We start from the raw sequence: 21,109 nt of genomic DNA on the forward strand, positions 1-21,109 counted from the left end.
ACTCCACTTCGAGGATGCCCCCATCATCATCGAGCAAAGGAACGACGATGCCGAAGAGCTGCGTAGTCCAACTTCCTTTCCCCTCCAGTCATGACCCGGACCCTCATCTGTCGAGCTACTACGACGATTACGACCGGCGATTCCGGGCGTTACTCCCCGAATACTTCATCCCGTCCGACGGGTTATGGGAGATGCCGTTATGGGTCGCCCATCTGACCGCCCTGCTCGACACCGCGGGCATCGACTCCGTCTTCCGCGACCTGTCGAGGACACCGGCCGAACCGGACGCCTGCTCCGAGCCGTTGATGGAGGCGACGACCCCCGGCGACCTGGTCCTCATGTCGCCTCTCGCCCAGAACTTCCGCCTCGCCCTGGACGTGGCCAAACACCTGGAGCACGCCGGACGCCGCGTCGTCCTCGGCGGGAACATGGCCCCGCTCGCCCCGGACGGCGCCGTCCACGCGGTACACCGCGGCCAGCTCGACGCCACCTTCGTGCGCAGGCTCGCCGGTCTCGCCTCCGGAGCGGGCGGGAACCTGGAGAAGCCGCTTCTCCCCGGACTGGTGTCCGAGCGGATCACCTGGGCACCGGACTACCGCCATCTCGGCGGCTACGAAGGCCAGGTCCCCCTGCTGCGGCTCAACGCCAGCCACGGATGCCTGTACCAGTGCTCCTTCTGCGGAGACGCCTGGAGCAAGCAGCTCACCCTCGTGGAGAAGGGCGCCCTCGAGAACGAAGTGGACGAACTCACCGCCCGCTTCCCGGACACCCGGCTCTTCTACATCGGCGACAAGACATTCGGCCAGTCACGCGAAGCGGTCGCCAACCTGTTGGACGTCTTCCGCGACCGGCCAGGATACCGGTTCATCGTGCAGACACATGTCATGCAGGTGAAGGACTGGATCGTCGACGCCATGCGGGAACTCGGCGTCGTCGCCGTGGAACTTGGCTTCGAGTCGGCCGACTCCCAGATGCTGAAGCGGCTCAACAAACTCTCCCGCGGCCTCGACGACTACACCACGAAAATCCATAAGCTGAGCGACGCAGGCCTGAAGGTCGTCCTCAACATGATGGGCGGCCTCGACGAGGAAACGGAAGCCGCGCACGGCCAGACCGTCGACTGGATGCGGGAGAACAGTTCGGCGCTGTGGCTCTTCAACCTCTACAACTTCGTTCCCTACCCGCTCACCCCGGACTTCCCGAGGCTGCGTGAGCGCATATTCAACTGGGACTTCGCCGACTGGCGGGAGGACGTACCCGTCGTCTACCGGCCGCAGCACCTGTCTCCCGAAGCGAGCTGGGACCTGTTCCAGGAGAAGGTCGCCGCCGCGCACGACATCATCCGCACCCCGATGCCCCTTCCCACGTCCTCTGCGCAGGAGAAGTGACATGAACGAGCTCCCCGACTTCGCAGCGCTGCAGAACAGCGTCAAGGCCGAGGACTTCGAGGAGGATCCGCTGCCCGGCTGGGCCGGCGTAGCGACACTCTTCGGCACCCCCACCACTCCCGCCGACCGGGTGGACGTGGGAGAGGACGGCTGGGTGGTGTCCGGCGTCCCCTTCGACGCCACCGCAAGCTCCCGGCCGGGAGCCGCGGAGGGACCCCGGGCCATCCGCCAGGCAAGCCTGGTCTTCTCCAGCTACCTGACCAGCCTGGGCCAGTGGCGCATGCTGGACACCCGCACCGGCCAGGCCTTCCGCTACCGCGCCCCCCAGGTCGCGGACGCCGGTGACCTGCACGTCTACCCGACGGACACCGTGCGGACCTTCCAGGCCGTCGCGGCGGAGAGCCGCCGTCTCAGCCAGTCCGCGCCGTGTCTGGTCTTCCTCAACGGCGACCACTCGTGCACCTTCCCCACCTTCGCCGGCTTCCGTGCCGGACGGCTCGACCGCGGCGCGGGCCGCGTGGGGTTCATCAACATCGACCACCACTTCGACTTCGGCAACTGGAGCACGCTGCACGGACCGCTGTACCACGGCTCCAACTCCCGCAGGATCAGCGAGATCCCCCAGATGCGCCCGGAGGACATGGCCTTCGTCGGCGTCGGCGACGTGACCAAGTACGACCAGTACCGGGGGCTGGTCGACAGCGGCTTCCACATCGTGCCGGGCTCCCGGATCACCAGGGACGGGGCCGCCGCCGCACTGCGCCCCCTCATCGAGGAACTCGGCTCCCGGTGCGACACGGTCTACGTCTCACTCGACATCGACGTACTCGACAGCGCCTCGGCCACCGGAACCGGCCATGTGACCATGGGCGGCATCAGCACCGGCGAACTCCTCGACGTCTACGAGGAACTCCGCGCGCTGCCCGTCGGCGCCGTCGACGTGGCGGAGGTCGCACCCCGCTACGACCCGTCGGGCAGCACCGCCCAGATCGCGGCACGCCTGCTCTTCGAGTTCCTGTTCCGCACCGAGTGCGTCCCGTCCGACTTCGCGCCCTGGTCCGAAAGCGCCTGTGACGAACCCCTGGAGCACCAGTGAACTTCACCCCCTCCGAAGCCCGGTTCGACTGCACCGCTCTCGTCTCCGGGCCCGCGGACCGGCGCGAGCAGGCACTGGACGACATGGCCGCCGCGTCCGTCGACGTCATCCACCGGGTCGGCTTCGCGGTGTTCCGCATCGGCCGCCTGCGGCTGGGCGTCGAGGAGAGCCGCCGCCTTTCGACAGCCCTGGCCGAACGGATCCGCGCCGCGCTGATCGCCCGTGGCGCCCCCGCGAAGATGCGGCTGGAGGTCGACCGGCCGCAGCAGACGTACGTCCCCGAGGGGTTCTCCACCCGGACCCTGCTGCCCCACCACGACGGACAGCACTGCTCCTACCTGACGCCCAGTCTCCAGGACGCGCCCGACTGGGATCCCGCCTGGCGGGAATTCGGCAGCTCCGGCTACACCACCACTCCCGCGCACAAGATGTACCAGGGCATCTTCCTCCCCGACGTGGGAGAAGGGCTGAGCGTCACGACGTACTACGACTGGCTCGGTGTCATCGACGACGTGCTCGACCGGCGTGACATCGAAGCCGGGGACGACCGGCCGGCCGCCGCGGCCCGCTGGCTCGGTGACAACCTGCGCCGGGGGCTGGAGCGTCAGCCGGAGCACGGCTGTGCCTATCCGTCGCTCGGAGCCATGCTCGGTCTTCAGGAACCTCTCTGGCACGGCCTGTCCTTCCACCACAGCGAGGCCGTGCTGACGAAGGAGGAACGGGTCCGCTACCCCGCCGCCGTGCCGCTGGCCCGGCGCTGCGCCTGCGGGGAGTGCGAGGGCGAGGCGGCACGCCTCTTCTGCCACCAGGTGCTGATGGCCACCGGCCTGACCTGGGCGCAATTCCGGCGCCGCTGGGAAGTACTCGCACCGGGCGAGCACTGCGACCTGCTGTTCGGCCACAACCTCACCATGCTCCACGGCGGCCTGGCCGGCGGCCCGGGGCGGATCATCGAGCCACTGTGCCTGGTCATGGACGAGCCGTCAGGACCCGACTACGAGCGATGGCTGGCCGCGTCCTGGCGGCGCGCCCTGCCCGGAGCGCGCTGATGCGGGGGGCGTCCGCCACTCTCGCCACCCCGGTCGACCTGCATCTGCACACGCGGCACTCCGACGGGGACGAGGCCCCGGCCGAGCTGGCCCGGCGCTGTGTCGACGCCGGGCTGCGCGTGGCCGCCGTGACCGACCACAACACCGTGGCCGGCGTCGCCGCGTTCGAGCAGGCCGTCGGCGGGCGCCTCACCGTGGTACCGGCCTGCGAGGTCACCGCCACCTGGCGCGGCGCGGAAACCCACTGCCTTGCCTACTTCATCGACCCCCATGACCTGCGGTTCCGGGAACGGATCGGTGGTGTCCACGACGCCGAACTGGCGTGGTGGCGCACCTGGACCGACCGCGCGCAGACCATTGGAGCGCCGCTCACCTGGGACGACGTGGTGCGACGCCTGGGCGGCCACCGGGTGGCCTATGTGGGCGACTATCTCGCCCTGCTCCTCGAGGCGGCGCACGACGATGCGAGGTTCGCCGACTACACGGCAGATGCGTACGACCGGCTCGTGGCCGACTGGTGCCGTCCCGGCAGGCCGCTCCATGTCGAGCACCCCGAGAAGCCCGACGTGGTCGACGTCCTGTCATGGATCGAGGAGGCCGGCGGGGCCGCCGTCCTCGCCCACCCGGGCCAGTTCGTGACGGACCTGGACGGACCCGAGTGCGTGGCGCTGCTCGAGCCGCTGCGGGAGGCCGGACTGGCCGGGCTCGAAGTGTGGACGAGCTGGCACACCCCGGCCGAGAGCCGCCTCCTCGCCGATGTATGCGACCGGCTCGGCCTCGTCCCGACCGCCGGGTCCGACTACCACGGGGTGCGGGTCAAGCCCTGGGCGCCGCGGCCCGGCCTGCTGCCCGCGCTCCCCGCGGACCCCCTGGCCGTCCTCGACGCGCTGCACGAGCGTCGTCCCGTCCGCACGAGCACCGAGGCAGGGCTGTGACCAGCGTCAACGACTCCCAGAGCAGCACGAACCCCGCACCGGGCGAGGCGTGGCGACTCGTGCCGATCGTCGTGCTCCGACAGGCCGGCTTCCCGATGGAGGCGCTCGACCCCCTCGTGGACACCGCCTCCGTCGACGAGGCTCACGCTCTCCTGGAGAGCAGGGACCGGCTGGCTTCGCTGGCGCGGGATCTCAAGCCCGTACTGCGGCAGCACCAGGTGCCCGGTTGCCGGCAGTCGGCGTCGCGCGTGGGCCTGCTGCGACCGCTGTCCGGCCGTGAAGTGCGGCGTGCCACCGCGGCACTGCCCGACGAGGCGGCGCACACCCTGCACACCTACCAGGCGTCCGCCGAGGAGTTCGCCGCGGAGCAGGAGGCGTACACGGCCCGGTACCGCACGCGCCTCAACCTCGCGAGAACCGCCGTGGCCGAGGCGTTCGGCGACGAGCGCCTGCGGCAAGTACTGCTGCTGTCGAACGACTCCGCGTACCCGGAGTTCGCCGCATGGCTCGACAGCTTCCAGGAAGACATGGGCCGGCACACCCGGAGGATGACCGACCTGCTCACGATGTACCTCCAGCGGGTGACGACGAAGAACGAGACCCACTCCCACTTCGGACCGTTCACCGTGGGCCGGGTCGGACAAGCGCCGGGCATCGCCTGGACCTCGGAACGCGAGATGGAGCGCCGGACGCTCTTCAGCCACTGGGCCGCGGAGAAGCTGGCCCAGAGCGCCGCGGAGGTCCCCGGCCTGTTCGACTGCGTACGTCCGCGCAGGCGCCCGCTGTCCTTCCTGCGCGAAGGACGCATCGACCTCTACGCGTTCACCACCCGCGACGGCCTCGACACCGACTGGAACTTCCAGCACCTCGGAGGCAGGGAGGCGGCAGCGCACGAGCAATGGCTGTGGCAGCGCTGCGACGGGGAACGAACGCTGCGCGAGTTGCGCGCGGAGTGGGACACCGCGTTCGGCTCCCACACCCCCGCCCCCTTCGACCAGGTGCTGAAGGAGCTGGTCGCGCGGGAATGGGTGGTGGCCGAGTTCGAGATCCCCGTCGGCGACCACGAGCCCCTGACCGCCCTGCGCCGCCAACTGCTCTCCGCTCCACCGGAGCAGGCCGCGCCGGTCCTCTCGGCCATCGGGCATTTCGAGGAGGACCTGGCCCGCTTCGCGACGCTGCCCCTCGCCGAGCGCCCTGCCGCGCTGGCCGCGATCAAGGCCAGGTTCGAGAAGGTGACGGGAACCCCCGCGAACCGCAACAGCGGCCTGCACTACGCCGACCGGAGCGTCCTGTTCGAGGAGGCCCACGGCGAGCCGGTCGACCTGACCATCGGCCCGGACATCGCCCGCTTCATCACGGACGAACTGTCGATCGTGTACGAGACCGTGCTCGCGCGTCCACGCCTGCGCATGCGGCGTGAGCTCGCCATTCTCACCCGATGGGTGGCGGAGCGCTTCGGCGCCGGTGTCGAGGTCCCCCTGGACCGCCTCTACTCGGAGTTCTTCCGGGACCGGCACGCCATCGAGGAGGAGTGCGCCGCCGTCGAGGCCGAGTTGGCGGCGCTCGACCGTTCGATCACCGACGCCCTGATGGGGGAGGGGGGCACGGACCGGCCGGAGGTCGTCGTGGAGAGGGAGCGGATGGAGGTGATCCTCGCCGACCGTCCCCGTAGACCCGCGGCGGTCGTCGACCCGGACGTGCTGTTCGCCGCCACGAGCCTTCAGGACCTGCGCGAGGGCCGGTTCACCGCGGTGATCGGAGACTGCCACGCCGTCCGGGAGGTCATCACCCACACCAGCTTCGGTCCCCTGATCCAGGAACGCGCGCCGGAGCTGCTGCCGCAGGTCTACGAGGGCTACCTGTCCCTGCTCGACGACGGCGAGGTCCTCGCCAACCTGTCCCGGGGCCACCCGGACAAGTCGTCGACACAGCTCGTCTACCCCTGCTACGACCTGGAGGTCTACGGCCGTTCCGGGCAGTCGCGCGACCGGGTGGTGCAGCCGTCCCAGCTGTACGTCGTGCTCCGTGACGGACGGCTGGAGCTGCGGGCCCACGGGGTCGCGGGAAGGCTGCGACTCATGGCGCCCCCGGCCGGCGGACCGAGCATCCGCCAGGACCCGCTCTCCCCGTTCGCCTTCCCGCGGCACTTCGGCGGGGCGGGACTGGACGCCCCCGCCTTGGCGCACATCCCCCGTATCCGCTGCGGCCGTGTCGTCCTGCAACGCGAGACCTGGCGGGTCTCCGCCGCCCGCCTGCGCGGTGCGGCCGCCTTCGAGGGACCCGTGGGGCGGACGGGCGGGGAGGAGGCCGCGGAGTTCGTCGCGGCCTGCCGACTGCGCTCCGAGCTCGGCCTGCCCCGGCACGTCTTCGTCAAGATCCCCGGCGAGCCGAAGCCGGTCTACGTCGACTGGCACGCACCGCTCCTGGTACGGCAGTTGTGCCGACTTGCCGCACGGAAGGACGGCACACTGGAGATCTCCGAGATGCTGCCCACGCCCGCCCAACGCTGGCTGAGCGTGCGCGGTCACCGCTACACCAGCGAGCTGCGGTGCGCCGTGTTCTCACCGGGGAGCACGGGGTGAGCGCGCACACCACTGTTCGCTTCGGTTCCGGCTACCACCGCATGATCGGCGCCGCGACCGCGTCGGCGGTCGGCGACGGCATGCGCTTCGCGGCCCTTCCGCTGCTGTCCGCCGCGCTGCTGCACGACGCGTTCCAGGTGTCCGCCGTCACCGCGGCCACCACGGTTCCCTGGCTGCTGTTCGGTCTGCCGGCAGGGGCGTACGCCGACCGGTTCGAGCGTGGTCGTCTGATGGTCGCCGCCGACCTGCTGCGCGCCGCGACGCTGATCGTCACCGTGGTGCTGCTCGCCTGCGACTGGCTGACCTTCTGGCCCCTGATGACCGCGGCGTTCCTGCTGGGTGTCGGGGAGGTGCTGTTCGACTGCGCGTCCTTCGCGCTGCTGCCGGGCATCGTTCCCAGGGAGAAGCTGGAGGCGGCGAACGGCAGGCTCTTCGCGGTCCAGACCGTGGGCCGCGACCTGCTGGGACATGTGCTCGGGGGTGTGTTCTTCGTGCTGGGCAGGGTGATTCCCCTCCTGCTCGACGCGCTCTCCTTCCTGGTGTCCGCAGCGCTGCTGACCGGCGTTCGCGGGCCGCGGCCCGAGCGGTCCGCGGTCAGGCCGCGGCTCCTGACCGACATCCGCGAGGGCCTGGTCCACGTGCTGCGTGATCCTCTGCTGCGCGCCCTGACCTTCTCCGCCGGCGTCATCAACGCCGTCTACCTCGGACAGATCGCCGTCTTCGTCATCCTGGTGCGCGACGTGCTCGGGCTCCCGGACGCCGCATACGGGGCGCTGCTTGCCGCCGGAGCCGCCGGGGGCGTCGCCGGCAGCGTGGCCGCGAGCCGTATGACCGGAGCGCTGGGCCGGGTCCCCACCCTGATCGGAAACCTGGCCCTCATGGGCGTGGGCGGCCTGGCGGTAGCGGCGACCGACAGCGTGTACGTGGTCACCGCGGGCTACTGCGCCGCCGGGTTCGGTCTCATGGTCTGGAACGTCGTGGCTGTCTCCCTGCGTCAGGAACTCATCCCGGACCGCCTCCTCGGCCGGGCAACCGGCGTGTACCGGCTGTTCGCCTGGGGGACGATGCCCCTCGGCGCGCTGATCTTCGGCTGGCTGAGCACGTCGGCGGGGCCGCGGACGGCCTTCGCGGTCGGCGGCGCGGTCACCCTGCTGATGTGTCCGCCCATCGCTTTCACCCTGCTGAAGGACAGCAGGATCACCGACGACCGCAAGATCCCCGAAGGTGCACATGATGAGTGAGAGATTCGCCGAGCTGGACAGCCTTGCCGAGCGGTGGGGCCTGAGCAGTCTGGAACTGGTGGGCAAGGGACTTGAGTTCTCCGTCTACCAGGCCCAAGGGCGCGACGGGCGGCCCGTCGCGGTACGTCTCGCGCACCGGCGATTCGACTCGAACGCCAATGACCCCCACGTGGACACCCGGACCCTGCTCCTTCAGGAGTACGAGATCGCGCGGCATCTGGCCGCCCATGATCTGCCGGTCGCGGAGGCGAAGGAACTCGTCCTGGCGGACGATCCGGACTCCCCTGACGTACTGCTCTCCGCATACGTCCCCGATGACGGGTCGGCTCTCGACTCCTTCGCGCTCGGGCAACTCCTCGCACGGCTGCACCAGGTGCCGCCGCCGCGGCTGCGGCCCGTCGCGTCGGAGGCGGTGCCCACGGCGAGCGCGATCACCGCACGCATCGGGCGCCGTTGGGCCGAGATCGGCCGCCTCGTCGATGACTGGCCCGAGCCGCCGGACCCGTCCCTCATCGCCGGCCGGCTCACCGGCCTCACCGAGGACAGCCTCCTCCACCTCGACGTCCGCAGCGACAACATCCGGCGTCGGCATGGGCGGGCCGTCGCCCTGCTCGACTGGTCGAATGCCCTGCTCGGCTCCCCCTCGCTGGAGTTCGGGCGCCTGACCGAGTACGCCAGGTACCCGGAGAACGAGCTCGACATGGCAGCGATCCGCAGCGGCTACGCGAGGACGGCCACGGTGCCACCCGACAGCGATCCGTGCCTGCACGTCTGCCGCCTGGACGCCGCACTGATGCTGGCTCTCGTCTTCCTCTCCGAGGCGCCCGACCCGAGCCGCGGACCGGCGGCAGCCGACCACGCACGAGAACTGGCGCTCAGGATGGGCGCGCGGCACGCGTGACAGCTCACTCGAAGGCGGGCTCCGGGAGGGCCGGGGCCCGCGGATCGGCGCCGGTGCTCCGGCCTATCCTGGCGGAAGTGGCCAGCGGCTGACGAAGGAGTCCCAAGGTGCCGTCCATGCTTGATGCCGTCATCGTGGGGGCGGGGCCGAACGGGCTGACCGCTGCCGTCGAGCTGGCCCGCCGCGGCTTCTCCGTGGCCGTCTTCGAGGCGAAGAGCACCGTGGGCGGCGGAGCGCGCACACAGGAGCTGACGCTTCCGGGGTTCCGGCACGATCCCTGCTCGGCCGCCCACCCGCTGGGCATCAACTCCCCGGCGTTCCGCTCGATGCCACTGGAGCGCTACGGGCTCCAGTGGCTGCAGCCGCCGCTGCCCATGGCCCACCCCTTCCCGGACGGTACCGCCGCCGTGCTGTCCCGCTCCGTCGCCGAGACCGCCGCCTCGTTCGGGCCGCGCGACGCGGGCGCGTACCGGAGGCTGATCGAGCCGTTCCTGCCCAAGTGGGACGTCCTGCTCCGGGACTTCATGTCCCTGCCGCTGAGCTCGCTGCCGAGGGCCCCCCTGACCCTCGCCCGGTTCGGACTCGTCGGGCTGCCGCCGTCCACATGGCTGATGCGGCGCTTTCGCGACGAGCGGGCCCGCACGCTCTTCGCGGGACTCGTCGCCCACGTCATCGCCCCGCTCGACGGCATCGTCACCGGCGGTGTCGGCATGGTCTTCGCGCTGGCCGCGCACGCCCGCGGCTGGCCCGTCCCGCGCGGCGGCTCGCAGTCCATCTCCGACGCGCTCACCGCGTATCTGAAGGACCTCGGCGGCGCGGTCCACACGGACTACGAGGTCAAGCGGCTCGACGACCTGCCGCCCGCCCGCGCCTACGTGTTCGACACCTCGCCGACCGCGCTCGCCAGGATCGCGGGGCTCGGCAACGCCTATGCGGGGTACCGGTACGGGGCCGGTGTCTTCAAGATCGACTATGCCCTGGACGGCCCCGTCCCCTGGACCGCCGAGGAGGCGCGGCGCGCCGGGACCGTGCAGGTCGGCGCGGACAGCAAGGAGATCGGCGCCGCGCTGCACGCCGCCTCCCGCGAAGGACGGGCGCCGGACGCGCCGTTCCTGATCACCGTGCAGCCCAGCCTGGTCGACCCCTCCCGCGCGCCGGAGGGCAAGCACGTCTTCTGGGCGTACGGCCACGTCCCGAACGGCTGGGAGGGCGACCTCACCGACGCGATCGAGCGGCAGCTCGAGCGCTTCGCCCCCGGCTTCCGCGACCGCGTCCTCGCCCGCGCCACGGCGGGCCCGCCCCAGCTCGCCGCGTCCAACGCCAACTACGTGGGCGGCGACATCGCCTGCGGCGCCGCGAGCGGCCTGCAACTGCTGCTGCGGCCCAAGCCGTCCCTCTTCCCGTACGCCACCCAGCACCCCGCGGTCTTCCTCTGCTCGTCCGCGACGCCCCCAGGACCCGGAGTGCACGGCATGTCCGGGCACAACGCCGCGAAGGCCGTATGGAAAGCACTGAGGAGCACACCGTGACCGCGCGCATCAGCCTGGTCCAAGGGGACATCACCCAGCAGCACGCCGACGCCATCGTCAACGCCGCCAACTCCTCGCTCCTCGGCGGCGGGGGCGTCGACGGCGCCATCCACCGGCGCGGCGGCCCCGACATCCTCGCCGACTGCCGCCGCCTGCGCGCTTCGCACTACGGCAAGGGGCTCCCCACCGGCCGCGCCGTCGCCACCACCGCGGGCCGGCTCGACGCCCGGCACGTGATCCACACCGTCGGCCCCGTCTGGTCCGCCGACGAGGACCGCTCGGAGCTGCTCGTCTCCTGCCACCGCGAGTCGCTCCGCGTGGCCGCCGAGCTGGGCGCGCGTACGGTGGCCTTCCCCGCGATCTCCACCGGCATCTACCGCTGGCCGCTCGACGACGCGGCCCGCATCGCCGTCCGGACGGTCCGCGAGTCCGCGGATCCCGCGCACTTCGACGAGGTGCGCTTCGTCCTCTTCGGCCAGGAGGCGTACGACGCCTTCACCGCGGCGGAGGCAGCGGCGCGGTAGGCCCGCGCGGGCGGCCGGGCAGCGCTACGTCGATGTCGCATTCTCGCCAGCCACCCGGCGCAGGAACCGCGATCCTTGAGAGCATGCACACCGACACGGAACGCTGTGTACGCGCCGTTCAGTCGAAGGACGCCCGCTTCGACGGCTGGTTCTTCACGGCAGTCGTCACCACCCGGATCTACTGCCGCCCCAGCTGCCCGGTCGTCCCGCCCAAGGCCGAGAACATGACGTTCTACCCCAGTGCCGCCGCCTGCCAGCAGGCCGGCTTCCGGGCCTGCAAGCGGTGCCGCCCCGACAGCAGCCCGGGCTCGCCCGAATGGAACCAGCGCGCCGACCTCGTGGCCCGCGCCATGCGCCTCATCGGTGACGGCGTCGTCGACCGCGAGGGCGTCCCCGGCCTCGCGCGCCGCCTCGGCTACTCCACCCGGCAGGTCGAGCGCCAGCTCCTCGCCGAGCTCGGCGCAGGACCGCTCGCGCTCGCCCGCGCCCAGCGCGCGCAGACCGCGCGGCTGCTCATCGAGACGAGCGAGCTGCCCATGGCGGAGATCGCCTTCGCCGCGGGCTTCGCCTCGATCCGCACCTTCAACGACACGGTGCGCGAGGTCTTCGCGCTGGCCCCCGGCGAGCTGCGGGCCCGCGCGCCGAAGCGGCCGGGTATCGCGCGGCCCGGAGCGGCGGGCGGCGTCCTCTCCCTGCGGCTGCCGTTCCGCGCCCCCCTCAACCCCGACAACCTCTTCGGGCACCTCGTCGCCACCGCCGTGCCCGGCGTCGAGGAGTGGCGGGACGGCGCGTACCGCAGAACCCTGAGCCTCCCCTACGGGCACGGCATCGTCGCCCTCACCCCGTACCCCGACCACATCGGCTGCCGGCTCGCCCTCACCGACCTGCGCGATCTGACCATCGCCATCAGCCGCTGCCGCCGCATGCTCGACCTGGACGCCGATCCGGCCGCCGTCGACGGCCGGCTGCGGACCGATCCGCTGCTCGCGCCGCTCGTCGACAAGGCCCCGGGGCGGCGGGTGCCGCGCACGGTCGACGAGGCCGAGTTCGCCGTACGCGCCGTCCTCGGCCAGCAGGTCTCCACGGCCGCCGCCCGCACCCACGCCGCACGCCTGGTCACCGCGCACGGGACGCCGGTCGAGGACCCCGAAGGGGGCCTCACCCACCTCTTCCCCGGCCCCGACGCGCTCGCCGCACTCGACCCCGAGTCGCTCGCCCTGCCCCGCAGCCGCCGCGCCACGCTCACCACGCTCGTGCACCGGCTCGCCGACGGCACCCTCGGCCTCGGCGTGGAGAACGGCTGGGACGAGGCCCGCGCCCGGCTCGCCGAGCTCCCCGGCTTCGGCCCCTGGACGGTGGAGGTCATCGCGATGCGGGCGCTCGGCGACCCCGACGCGTTCCTCCCCTCCGACCTCGGCATCCGCCGCGCCGCGAAGGAGCTGGGCCTGCCGCACACCCCGGCCGCGCTCACGGCGCGCGCCGCGGCCTGGCGCCCCTGGCGGGCCTACGCCGTCCAGTACCTGTGGGCCACCGACGTCCACCCCATCAACTTCCTCCCCGCGTAGGGGACGACGAGACGCGACGACGAGACGCAAGGAACATCCCGACCATGGTCACGGAACGCCTGCACACCCACATCGACAGCCCCTACGGGACGCTCACCCTCGTCGCCACCGACGGCGTGCTCAGCGGCCTCTACATGACCGACCAGCGCCACCGCCCGCCCGAGGAGACCTTCGGCCACCGCGATGCGACCCCGTTCGCCGAGACCACCGACCAGTTGGCGGCCTACTTCGCAGGGGAGCTCACGGAGTTCGACGTGCCGTTGCGGCTCGACGGCACGCCGTTCCAGCGCACGGTCTGGCGTGCGCTCCAGGAGATCCCCTACGGCGAGACCCGTACGTACGGCGAACTCGCCGAACTCCTCGGCAGGCCCGGCGCCTCCCGCGCGGTCGGCCTCGCCAACGGCAAGAACCCGATCGGCGTCATCGTGCCCTGCCACCGCGTCATCGGCGCCAACGGCAGCCTGACGGGGTACGGGGGCGGGCTCGACCGCAAGCAGCGACTGCTGGCCTTCGAGGGCGGGGCGACGCGGACCGGGCCCGACGTCCTGTTCTGACGACGTCTTCTTCCGACGACGTCTTCTTCCGACGACGTCCTCTTCCGACGACGTCCTCTTCTGACGAGGCCCTGGTCCGCGCCCGCGCCCGCGGGCCTCTGCGGCGCTACGGCCTGTGCCCGTCCTCCAACTCCACGGGCCCGCCGCCCCGGGCCAGCACGTCGAGGGCGGCGGCGACCCGGCGCCCCAGCGGTTCGGGCAGGTGCTCCGCGAGATCCTCGGGGGCCACCAGGCGCCAGGAGAGCAGCTCCTCCTCCTGCAACTTGACCGACTTCAACTGGTCGGCGTCGAGCACCCCGCCGTCGTACAAGTACGCCACCAGCGGCGGCCGGCTCCGCACCGGCCCCGGCGGCACCCAGTCCACCACGAGCAGCGGCCCGAGCCCGACGTCGAGCCCGATCTCCTCAAGGGTCTCCCTGCGCGCGCCCTGCCGCGGCGTCTCCCCGTCGTCCGACTCGACGGTCCCGCCCGGCAGGGCCCAGCCCTCACGGTAGTTGGGCTCGACGAGGAGTACGCGGCCCTCCGCGTCGCGGAAGAGCGCGGCGGCGCCGACGAGGACGCGAGGGAGTCCGGCGATGTACGTGGCGTAGTCCTGGATGGTCATCCGGAAAGCGTAGCCGCAGCCCGGCATGGGCCCGGCGGGCCGTCAATCGCCTTCCCTGCTGCGGGACCTGATGGCCCGTCGGAGGCGGCGGTGCCGGTCGGGGGTCTGCTCGGTGATCGCGTCGCCGACCATCGTGCGCACCGCGTCCCGCAGCCCGTGCAGCGCCTGGCCGCGTGCGGGTCCCGCGCCCGGGTCCGCGCGCAGTTCCTTCAGGAGCGCCCAGCACAGCGCCAGCATCACCACGACGAACGGCAGCGCCACCAGGATCGTCGCGCTCTGCAGCGAGTTCAGCCCGCCCGCGACCAGCAGCACCGCCGCGACCGCCGCCATCAGGACGCCCCAGGTGACGACCAGCCAGGTGGGCGGGTGCAGCGAGCCGCGGCTGCTGAGCGAGCCCATCACCAGGGAGGCGGAGTCGGCGCTGGTGACGAAGTACGTCATGACGAGGATCATCGCGACCCAGGAGGTGACCGTGCCGAGCGGCAGCGCGTCGAGCATGGCGAAGAGCGAGGCCTCCGCGCCCTCCTCCACCTTCGCGGCCATGTCCACCCGGCCGGTCGCGTCGAGCCGGATGCCCGTGCCGCCCATCACGCAGAACCACACGATGGTGGCGCCGCTCGGCACGAGGAGCACGCCGATCAGGAACTCGCGGATCGTCCTGCCGTGCGAGATGCGGGCGATGAACGTACCGACGAACGGCGCCCAGGACAGCCACCACGCCCAGTAGAAGATCGTCCAGGTGCCGAGCCAGCCGCTGTCGGTGAACGCGCCCGTGCGCGAGGCCATCGGAAGCAGCTGGTGGAGGTAGCCGCCGACGCTGGAGGGGATCGCGTCGAGGACGAAGACGGTCGGCCCGAGGACGAAGACGAACAGCATCAGGCAGGCGGCGAGCACGATGTTGAGGGTGCTGAGCCACTTGACGCCCTTGTGCACGCCGGAGAAGGCCGAGACCACGAACGCGGCGCCGAGCGCCACGATGATGATCAGCTGGAGGGTGGTGGAGTCCGTCACGCCGGTGGTGAGGTTGAGCCCCGTGGCGACCTGGAGCGTGCCGACGCCGAGGCTGGTCGCCGTGCCGAAGACGGTCGCGAAGACGGCGAGCAGGTCGATGAGGCGGCCGGGCCAGCCTGCCGCCCGCCGGGCCCCGATGAGCGGCACGAAGACCGCGCTCAGGCGGTTGCCGCGGCCCTTGCGGAAGCCCGCGTAGGCGAGGGCCAGGCCCGCGATGCCGTAGATCGCCCAGGGGGTCAGCGTCCAGTGGAAGAACGAGTACTCCAGGGCGGTGCGCGCCGCGCCGCCGGTGCGGGGCTCGCCGCCCGAGGACGGGGGAGGGTTCAGATAGTGGGTCAGGGGCTCGCCGACGCCGTAGAACATCAGGCCGATGCCCATGCCCGCGCTGAACATCATCGCGATCCACGCGAGGTTGGTGAACTCCGGCCGCGCGTCGTCCTTGCCGAGCCGGATGCCGCCGAAACGGCTGAGCGCGAGGACCACGCAGAGGACGAGGAAGGCGTCGGCGGCGATCACGAAGAGCCAGGCGAAGTTGGCGAGGACCCAGGCGAGCGCGGCGTCCGAGGCGCGTTCGAAGGAACTCTTGCCGATCGCGGCCCAGCCGACCACCGCGAGGACGGCGGCCACGCCGACGCCGACGACCACGTAGTCCGGCGTGCCGTCGGGCGGTGAGCCGTCCGCCGGGTCCCGGTCGGTCGGCGGCGGGTCCGGCGGGTCCTCGCCGGGAGGGGGCTGATCGATCATTTCCGTGCTCATGGCGCACCACTATGGAGCGATATGGCGGGATTTTTCGTCGGGGCGCGCCGTCTCGCGCCCCGGTCGGCCATGGGCAGCGGGCCCTGTCTGCGGTTATGGTCGCAGCGGCGCGACTGCCTTGACGCGAGCAAGGCCCGGAAAGCAAGGGGAAACCAAGGTGGCGGACGCTGCAGGGACGGCGGGACACGAGCGGCAGGCGCACGCTGGGCGCGACGGCGCACAGCGCGGGAACGCGCACCGCGTACTCATCGCCGCGGACAAGTTCAAGGGCTCGCTCACGGCCGTGCAGGTCGCCGAGCGGGTGACGGCCGGACTCCACCGCGTCGCCCCCGGCCTGCCGGTCGAGGCGCTGCCGGTCGCCGACGGCGGTGACGGCACGGTCGCCGCGGCCGTCGCGGGCGGCTTCGAGCGCCGGGAGGTGCGGGTCACCGGCCCGCTCGGCGAGCAGGTCACGGCGGCGTACGCGCTGAAGGACGGCACCGCCGTGGTGGAGATGGCCGAGGCCTCGGGCCTCCAGCTGCTCCCCGAGGGCGTCTTCGCGCCGCTCACCTCCACGACGTACGGCTCCGGGGAGCTGCTGCGCGCGGCGCTCGACGCGGGGGCCCGCACCATCGTCTTCGGCGTCGGCGGCAGCGCCACGACCGACGGCGGCGCGGGCATGCTCGCCGCGCTCGGCGCGCGCTTCCTCGACGCGGACGGCGAACCCGTCGGACCCGGCGGCGGACCGCTGGGGGAACTCGCCACCGCCGACCTGTCGGGTCTCGACCCCCGGCTGAAGGACGTTGAGATCGTCCTCGCCAGCGACGTCGACAACCCGCTGACCGGGCCGAAGGGCGCGCCCGCCGTCTATGGTCCGCAGAAGGGCGCGTCCCCCGAGGATGTCGAGGCCCTCGACGCGGCCCTCGCCCACTTCGCCATGGTCCTGGAGGAGTCCATCGGGCCCAAGGCCGCCGAGTACGCGCAGTCGCCGGGCGCCGGAGCCGCGGGCGGCATCGGGTACGGCGCGCTGGTCGGCCTCGGCGCGGGCTTCCGGCCCGGCATCGACGTCATGCTCGACGTGCTCGGATTCGCGCCCGCGCTTGAGCGGGCCACCCTGGTGATCACGGGCGAGGGCTCGCTCGACGAGCAGACCCTGCACGGCAAGGCGCCCGCGGGCGTGGCGGCGGCGGCACGGGCCGCCGGGGTCGAGGTCGTCGCGGTCTGCGGCCGCCTCGCGCTGCCTCCGGAGACGCTGGGTGCGGCCGGTATCCGCCGTGCGTACGCATTGACGGACGTGGAGCCGGACGTGGCGCGGTGCATCGCGGAGGCGGGCCCGATCCTGGAGGTCCTCGCGGAGCGTCTGGGCCGGGACTACTTGACCTGAGGGACCCGTAAGGGGCGCGGGAACTGCGCGAGCGACCGAAGAACGACCCGCAGCCGCGAAGGGCCCTGGCCGGGCAGACGCCCGCGCGAGACCGTCTGCGGGGCGGGGCTTCTTCGGCGGATGCGGGTCGTGTCGGGTTGTTCGCGCAGTTCCCCGCGCCCCTGAGGGGGCTGAGAGCCTGTCTTTGAACCCCCGTCTGCGCCCCGATGCCCGGCACGCGCCCTCGGCGCACGGAGTTTCAGGACAGGTGGCTCCGCCACATGACCTGGAACTCCGCACTCCGATCGCACGCTTCCCCAAGCTCTCGGCTCCGCTCGAGCAGGGGAGGCCCCAATCCACCGCTGCGCCCGCGCTTCGCGCGGACGACGGGGGTTCAAAGACAGGCTCTGACCGGCCTCAGCCTGCCGACCTGGCTCGCCGCGGCCCTGGCGGTAACCCTGGCCGGGCTCGCGGGCGGATCCTCGGCAGGGCCTCAGGAAGGGCGACAGGCCATGTGAGCCCGTCCGGCGATTGAGGACGAGCCCGAAGGGCGACCGGCGGCACGTGAAGGGGGGCCTGAACCATTCGGTTCAGGCCCCCCTCACACCGTTCAAGCGCCGCCGGCACCCGCGCCGCTACGGCAACTGCGCTGCCCGCGCCTCGCGACGGTTGCCGCGGAAGTTGTTCACCCGCCGAGCCGTGGCGAAGAGGGGGATCACCGCGCCGAGGACGAGCTGGAGCGCGCAGCCGGTCTGCAGGAGCAGCTGGCCGCCCGGCGCCTCGAAGGCCCAGGCCGCGAGCAGCCCCATGGCCGCGACGATCCACGAGAGCATGGCCACCGCGAGGGGGCCGCGCGGCTTCGGGTACTCGACGCGGCTGACCATGAGCCAGGCCGTGCCGATGATCGCGAGGAGCGTCGCCACGAAGGGCAGCTCCAGGAGCACGATCGAGACGACCGTGAGCGCTCCGAAGGGCGACGGCATGCCCTGGAAGGTGCCGTCCTTCACGGTCACGCAACTGAACCGCGCAAGCCGCAGCACCACCGCCAGCAGGACCACGATCGCGCCGACCGCCGCCACCCGCTGGTGGGCGTCGTCGGCGACCATGCCGTAGACCAGGACGAAGTACGCCGGGGCCAGGCCGAAGCTGATCAGGTCGGAGAGGTTGTCCAGCTCCGCGCCCATCGGCGAGGACCGCAGCTTGCGCGCCACGAGCCCGTCGAAGAGGTCGAAGACGGCGGCGCAGAGCATGAGGATCACGGCGGTGGCGGCGGAGTGCCGCGCCATGCCGCTCTCGTTGCTGCCCTGCAGGTGCGGGATGAGGATGCCCGTGGTGGTGAAGTACACCGCCATGAACCCGCAGGTGGCGTTACCGAGCGTGAGGGTGTCCGCTATCGAGAGGCGAAGTGAGAGAGGCATCTCCTCGTCCGCCTCGTCCTCCACCGCCTCGGGCACCCAGCCCGCCTGTGTCTCAGGATCAACCACGGTCAATGCGAGTCACCCCAGCCACGGTCTTCTGACCGACCTCGACGTCCACCTCGACACCCTCGGGGAGGTAGATGTCGACGCGCGAGCCGAAGCGGATCAGGCCGATCCGCTCGCCCTGCTCCACCTTCGACCCCTGCGGCACGTACGGCACGATGCGCCGGGCGACCGCGCCCGCGATCTGGATCATCTCGATGTCACCGAGCTCGGTGTCGAAGTGCCAGACAACGCGTTCGTTGTTCTCGCTCTCCTTGTTGAACGCCGGGACGAACCCGCCGGGGATGTGCTCCACGGACGTCACGGTGCCCGCCAGGGGCGCCCGGTTGACGTGGACGTTCAGCGGGCTCATGAAGATGGCGACGCGGGTACGCCCGTCCTTCCACGGCATGATGCTCTGCACCACGCCGTCGGCGGGGGAGATGACCCGGCCCTGAGCGATCTCACGCTCGGGGTCGCGGAAGAACCACAGCATGCCCGCCGCCAGCGCGGTGGCGGGTACGGCTACGGCCGCGGCGCCCTTGGAGCGGCGCGCGCGGGCGAGGCTGAGTGCCGCGGTTGCGACGGTCGGCAGGAGCCACGGCGATGCTCCGCGAGCAAGGCGTCCCTGGAGAATGCCGTCGCGTGGTGCAGAGGTTTGGCTGTGGGGCATGGATGACCTTCGTAGCGGATGATGCCGCGCAGTGAACAGGGGGACGGCGGCTTTTTCCGGATGCTATCGGTTGCGAGCCACAACTGGGCAAGCGAGGAAGCCGAGTCGGCGGCCGAAGAGTGTTGACAGGGTGTGATCTTCTTCTCGGCGAAAATGGCCCAAACCGGGCATCTAGCCCTGGAATCGATACTCTTCGAGTAGCCGTCGGCCAATGATCATTTTCTGGATCTCGGCGGTACCTTCACCGATCAGCAGCATCGGGGCCTCCCGGTAGAGGCGCTCGATCTCGTACTCCTTCGAGAAGCCGTAGCCACCGTGAATCCGGAACGCGTCCTCCACTACTTCCTTGCAGTACTCGGATGCGAGGTACTTCGCCATCCCTGCTTCAAGGTCGTTTCGTTCCCCCGAGTCCTTTTTGCGCGCTGCGTTCACCATCATCGCATGGGCGGCCTCAACCTTGGTAGCCATCTCGGCCAGCTTGAACTGAATCGCCTGGTGTTGGGCGATCGGCTTGCCGAAAGTGTGGCGTTGCTGGGCATATGAGACACCGAGCTCGAACGCACGCTGAGCGACACCGCAGCCACGCGCCGCGACATTGACGCGGCCGACCTCGACGCCGTCCATCATTTGGTAAAAACCTCGGCCGCTAACCCCGCCGAGCACACGATTGGCCGGAATTCGCAGGCCGTCCATGATGAGTTCTGTCGTGTCGACGCCCTTGTAACCCATCTTGTCGATCTTGCCGGGGATGGTGAGGCCGGGCCGGACCTCCCCGAAGCCGGGCTCCTTCTCGACGAGGAACGTCGTCATCGACTTGTGCGGCGCCGTGCCCTCGGGGTGTCCTTCGTCACTCCGGCACAGGACGGCCACCAGAGTCGACGTGCCACCGTTGGTCAGCCACATCTTCTGACCGTTCAGGACGTACTCGTCGCCCTCCTTCACGCCCTTGGACGTGATGGCCGACACATCGGAGCCGAGCCCCGGCTCCGACATCGAGAACGCGCCCCGCACCTCGCCGGCCGCCATCCGCGGCAGGAAGGTCTCCTTCTGCTCCTGCGTGCCGTGCTGCTTGAGCATGTAGGCGACGATGAAGTGGGTGTTGATGATGCCGGAGACCGACATCCAGCCACGCGCGATCTCCTCGACGCACAGCGCGTACGTGAGAAGCGACTCACCCAGACCGCCGTACTCCTCGGGAATCATGAGCCCGAAGAGGCCCAACTCCTTGAGGCCGTCGACGATCGCCTGCGGGTACTCGTCGCGGTGCTCCAGATCCGTCGCGACCGGGATGATCTCCTTGTCGACGAAGTCCCGGACGGTGGACAGGATCTCCTGCTGGACGTCGGTGAGACCGGCGGTCTGCGCGAGTCGGCTCATGGGTTCACTTCTCCTGGGACTTGAGCTCCGGGCGGCCGGGCTGTTCGCCGCCGCGCTCCTTGATGTACGTCTCGGTGGGCACCATCACCTTGCGGCGGAACACGCAGACGAGAGTGCCGTCCTGCTTGTAGCCCTTGGTCTCCACGTAGACGATCCCGCGGTCCGACTTGGACCTGGACGGCGTCTTGTCGAGGACCGTCGTCTCGCCGTAGAGCGTGTCGCCGTGGAAGGTCGGCGCCACGTGCTTGAGCGACTCGACCTCCAGGTTGGCGATCGCCTTGCCGGAGACGTCCGGCACGGACATGCCGAGGAGCAGCGAGTAGATGTAGTTGCCCACGACGACGTTCTTCCCGAAGTCCGTCGTCCTCTCCGCATAGTTGGCGTCCATGTGGAGGGGGTGGTGGTTCATGGTGAGCAGGCAGAAGAGGTGGTCGTCGTACTCGGTGACCGTCTTCCCGGGCCAGTGCTTGTACACGGCGCCGACTTCGAACTCTTCGTAGGTGCGGCCGAACTGCATGATGT

General features: G+C 71.1%; 18 protein-coding genes. 12 read left to right on the forward strand and 6 right to left on the reverse strand.

Translation table 11 applies throughout. The annotated features are described in order from the left end of the window. Nucleotides 1-191: 191 nt before the first annotated feature. The 11 genes from AC07DI_RS02905 (at nt 192) to AC07DI_RS02955 (ending at nt 13,364) form a co-directional block, all read left to right on the forward strand. Nucleotides 192-1,388, forward strand: coding sequence for a B12-binding domain-containing radical SAM protein (locus tag AC07DI_RS02905; protein WP_478901766.1), 1,197 nt, complete (start codon nt 192-194; stop codon nt 1,386-1,388). A gap of 1 nt (nt 1,389) precedes the next feature. Then, nucleotides 1,390-2,484, forward strand: coding sequence for an arginase family protein (locus AC07DI_RS02910; RefSeq protein ID WP_478901767.1), 1,095 nt, complete (start codon nt 1,390-1,392; stop codon nt 2,482-2,484). Further along, complete coding sequence (locus AC07DI_RS02915) at nt 2,481-3,533, forward strand: hypothetical protein (protein WP_384258530.1); 1,053 nt, start codon at nt 2,481-2,483, stop codon at nt 3,531-3,533. Before AC07DI_RS02910 ends, AC07DI_RS02915 begins: the two co-directional genes overlap by 4 nt. Beyond that, the gene (locus tag AC07DI_RS02920; RefSeq protein WP_478901768.1) at nt 3,533-4,468 is read left to right on the forward strand and encodes a PHP domain-containing protein; all 936 of its coding nucleotides are present in this window, start codon (nt 3,533-3,535) and stop codon (nt 4,466-4,468) included. Before AC07DI_RS02915 ends, AC07DI_RS02920 begins: the two co-directional genes overlap by 1 nt. Next, entirely contained in the window at nt 4,465-7,050 is a 2,586-nt protein-coding gene (locus AC07DI_RS02925; protein ID WP_478901769.1) for a lantibiotic dehydratase, read from the forward strand. Before AC07DI_RS02920 ends, AC07DI_RS02925 begins: the two co-directional genes overlap by 4 nt. Beyond that, nucleotides 7,047-8,291 (forward strand): MFS transporter, encoded by a 1,245-nt coding sequence (locus AC07DI_RS02930; protein WP_478901770.1) that lies wholly within the window; start codon nt 7,047-7,049, stop codon nt 8,289-8,291. The genes AC07DI_RS02925 and AC07DI_RS02930 overlap by 4 nt, the downstream gene beginning before the upstream one ends. Continuing rightward, a complete protein-coding gene (locus AC07DI_RS02935) occupies nt 8,281-9,192 on the forward strand; it encodes a phosphotransferase family protein (RefSeq protein ID WP_478901771.1) in 912 nt (303 codons plus the stop codon). The genes AC07DI_RS02930 and AC07DI_RS02935 overlap by 11 nt, the downstream gene beginning before the upstream one ends. Nucleotides 9,193-9,308: 116 nt before the next feature. Next, on the forward strand, nt 9,309-10,721 hold the full coding sequence (locus AC07DI_RS02940; protein ID WP_478901772.1) for a phytoene desaturase family protein: 1,413 nt from the start codon (nt 9,309-9,311) through the stop codon (nt 10,719-10,721). Next, the gene (locus AC07DI_RS02945; RefSeq protein WP_478901774.1) at nt 10,718-11,245 is read left to right on the forward strand and encodes an O-acetyl-ADP-ribose deacetylase; all 528 of its coding nucleotides are present in this window, start codon (nt 10,718-10,720) and stop codon (nt 11,243-11,245) included. Before AC07DI_RS02940 ends, AC07DI_RS02945 begins: the two co-directional genes overlap by 4 nt. A gap of 83 nt (nt 11,246-11,328) precedes the next feature. Beyond that, nucleotides 11,329-12,810: an AlkA N-terminal domain-containing protein gene (locus tag AC07DI_RS02950; protein ID WP_478901776.1), complete on the forward strand. Its 1,482-nt coding sequence runs from the start codon at nt 11,329-11,331 to the stop codon at nt 12,808-12,810. A gap of 44 nt (nt 12,811-12,854) precedes the next feature. Beyond that, on the forward strand, nt 12,855-13,364 hold the full coding sequence (locus AC07DI_RS02955; RefSeq protein ID WP_478901777.1) for a methylated-DNA--[protein]-cysteine S-methyltransferase: 510 nt from the start codon (nt 12,855-12,857) through the stop codon (nt 13,362-13,364). A 106-nt stretch (nt 13,365-13,470) separates the two neighbouring features. Here AC07DI_RS02955 and AC07DI_RS02960 read toward each other — a convergent pair whose 3' ends face one another. Next, on the reverse strand, nt 13,471-13,968 hold the full coding sequence (locus AC07DI_RS02960) for an NUDIX domain-containing protein (RefSeq protein WP_478901779.1): 498 nt from the start codon (nt 13,966-13,968) through the stop codon (nt 13,471-13,473). 42 nt (nt 13,969-14,010) lie between these two features. Further along, nucleotides 14,011-15,735: a BCCT family transporter gene (locus AC07DI_RS02965; RefSeq protein WP_478901781.1), complete on the reverse strand. Its 1,725-nt coding sequence runs from the start codon at nt 15,733-15,735 to the stop codon at nt 14,011-14,013. 247 nt (nt 15,736-15,982) lie between these two features. Between AC07DI_RS02965 and AC07DI_RS02970 the strand changes: the two genes are divergently transcribed. After that, nucleotides 15,983-17,098: a glycerate kinase family protein gene (locus tag AC07DI_RS02970; protein ID WP_478902263.1), complete on the forward strand. Its 1,116-nt coding sequence runs from the start codon at nt 15,983-15,985 to the stop codon at nt 17,096-17,098. A 614-nt stretch (nt 17,099-17,712) separates the two neighbouring features. Here the strand turns inward: AC07DI_RS02970 and pssA are convergent. The 4 genes from pssA to AC07DI_RS02990 all read right to left on the reverse strand — a co-directional run bounded on the left by pssA (nt 17,713) and on the right by AC07DI_RS02990 (nt 21,104). After that, nucleotides 17,713-18,567, reverse strand: a complete 855-nt coding sequence (pssA, locus tag AC07DI_RS02975; protein WP_150174018.1) for a CDP-diacylglycerol--serine O-phosphatidyltransferase — start codon at nt 18,565-18,567, stop codon at nt 17,713-17,715. Continuing rightward, nucleotides 18,554-19,210, reverse strand: a complete 657-nt coding sequence (locus tag AC07DI_RS02980; RefSeq protein WP_055555195.1) for a phosphatidylserine decarboxylase — start codon at nt 19,208-19,210, stop codon at nt 18,554-18,556. Before AC07DI_RS02980 ends, pssA begins: the two co-directional genes overlap by 14 nt. Nucleotides 19,211-19,381: 171 nt before the next feature. After that, a complete protein-coding gene (locus AC07DI_RS02985; RefSeq protein WP_384258504.1) occupies nt 19,382-20,587 on the reverse strand; it encodes an acyl-CoA dehydrogenase family protein in 1,206 nt (401 codons plus the stop codon). A 4-nt stretch (nt 20,588-20,591) separates the two neighbouring features. Continuing rightward, nucleotides 20,592-21,104: a MaoC family dehydratase gene (locus tag AC07DI_RS02990; RefSeq protein ID WP_384258502.1), complete on the reverse strand. Its 513-nt coding sequence runs from the start codon at nt 21,102-21,104 to the stop codon at nt 20,592-20,594. Nucleotides 21,105-21,109 lie beyond the last annotated feature (5 nt).

The sequence above is a fragment of the Streptomyces sp. NPDC044106 genome (assembly GCF_056433985.1).

Excerpts from the sequence above, each read along its gene's own strand:
- AC07DI_RS02905 (WP_478901766.1), top strand. The coding sequence starts at position 192 with ATGCCGTTATGGGTCGCCCATCTGACCGCCCTGCTCGACACCGCGGGC.
- AC07DI_RS02910 (WP_478901767.1), top strand. The coding sequence starts at position 1,390 with ATGAACGAGCTCCCCGACTTCGCAGCGCTGCAGAACAGCGTCAAGGCC.
- AC07DI_RS02985 (WP_384258504.1), bottom strand. The coding sequence starts at position 20,587 with ATGAGCCGACTCGCGCAGACCGCCGGTCTCACCGACGTCCAGCAGGAG.
- AC07DI_RS02935 (WP_478901771.1), top strand. The coding sequence starts at position 8,281 with ATGATGAGTGAGAGATTCGCCGAGCTGGACAGCCTTGCCGAGCGGTGG.
- AC07DI_RS02950 (WP_478901776.1), top strand. The coding sequence starts at position 11,329 with ATGCACACCGACACGGAACGCTGTGTACGCGCCGTTCAGTCGAAGGAC.
- AC07DI_RS02960 (WP_478901779.1), bottom strand. The coding sequence starts at position 13,968 with ATGACCATCCAGGACTACGCCACGTACATCGCCGGACTCCCTCGCGTC.
- AC07DI_RS02940 (WP_478901772.1), top strand. The coding sequence starts at position 9,309 with ATGCTTGATGCCGTCATCGTGGGGGCGGGGCCGAACGGGCTGACCGCT.
- AC07DI_RS02920 (WP_478901768.1), top strand. The coding sequence starts at position 3,533 with ATGCGGGGGGCGTCCGCCACTCTCGCCACCCCGGTCGACCTGCATCTG.
- AC07DI_RS02955 (WP_478901777.1), top strand. The coding sequence starts at position 12,855 with ATGGTCACGGAACGCCTGCACACCCACATCGACAGCCCCTACGGGACG.
- AC07DI_RS02980 (WP_055555195.1), bottom strand. The coding sequence starts at position 19,210 with ATGCCCCACAGCCAAACCTCTGCACCACGCGACGGCATTCTCCAGGGA.
- AC07DI_RS02990 (WP_384258502.1), bottom strand. The coding sequence starts at position 21,104 with ATGCAGTTCGGCCGCACCTACGAAGAGTTCGAAGTCGGCGCCGTGTAC.
- AC07DI_RS02965 (WP_478901781.1), bottom strand. The coding sequence starts at position 15,735 with ATGAGCACGGAAATGATCGATCAGCCCCCTCCCGGCGAGGACCCGCCG.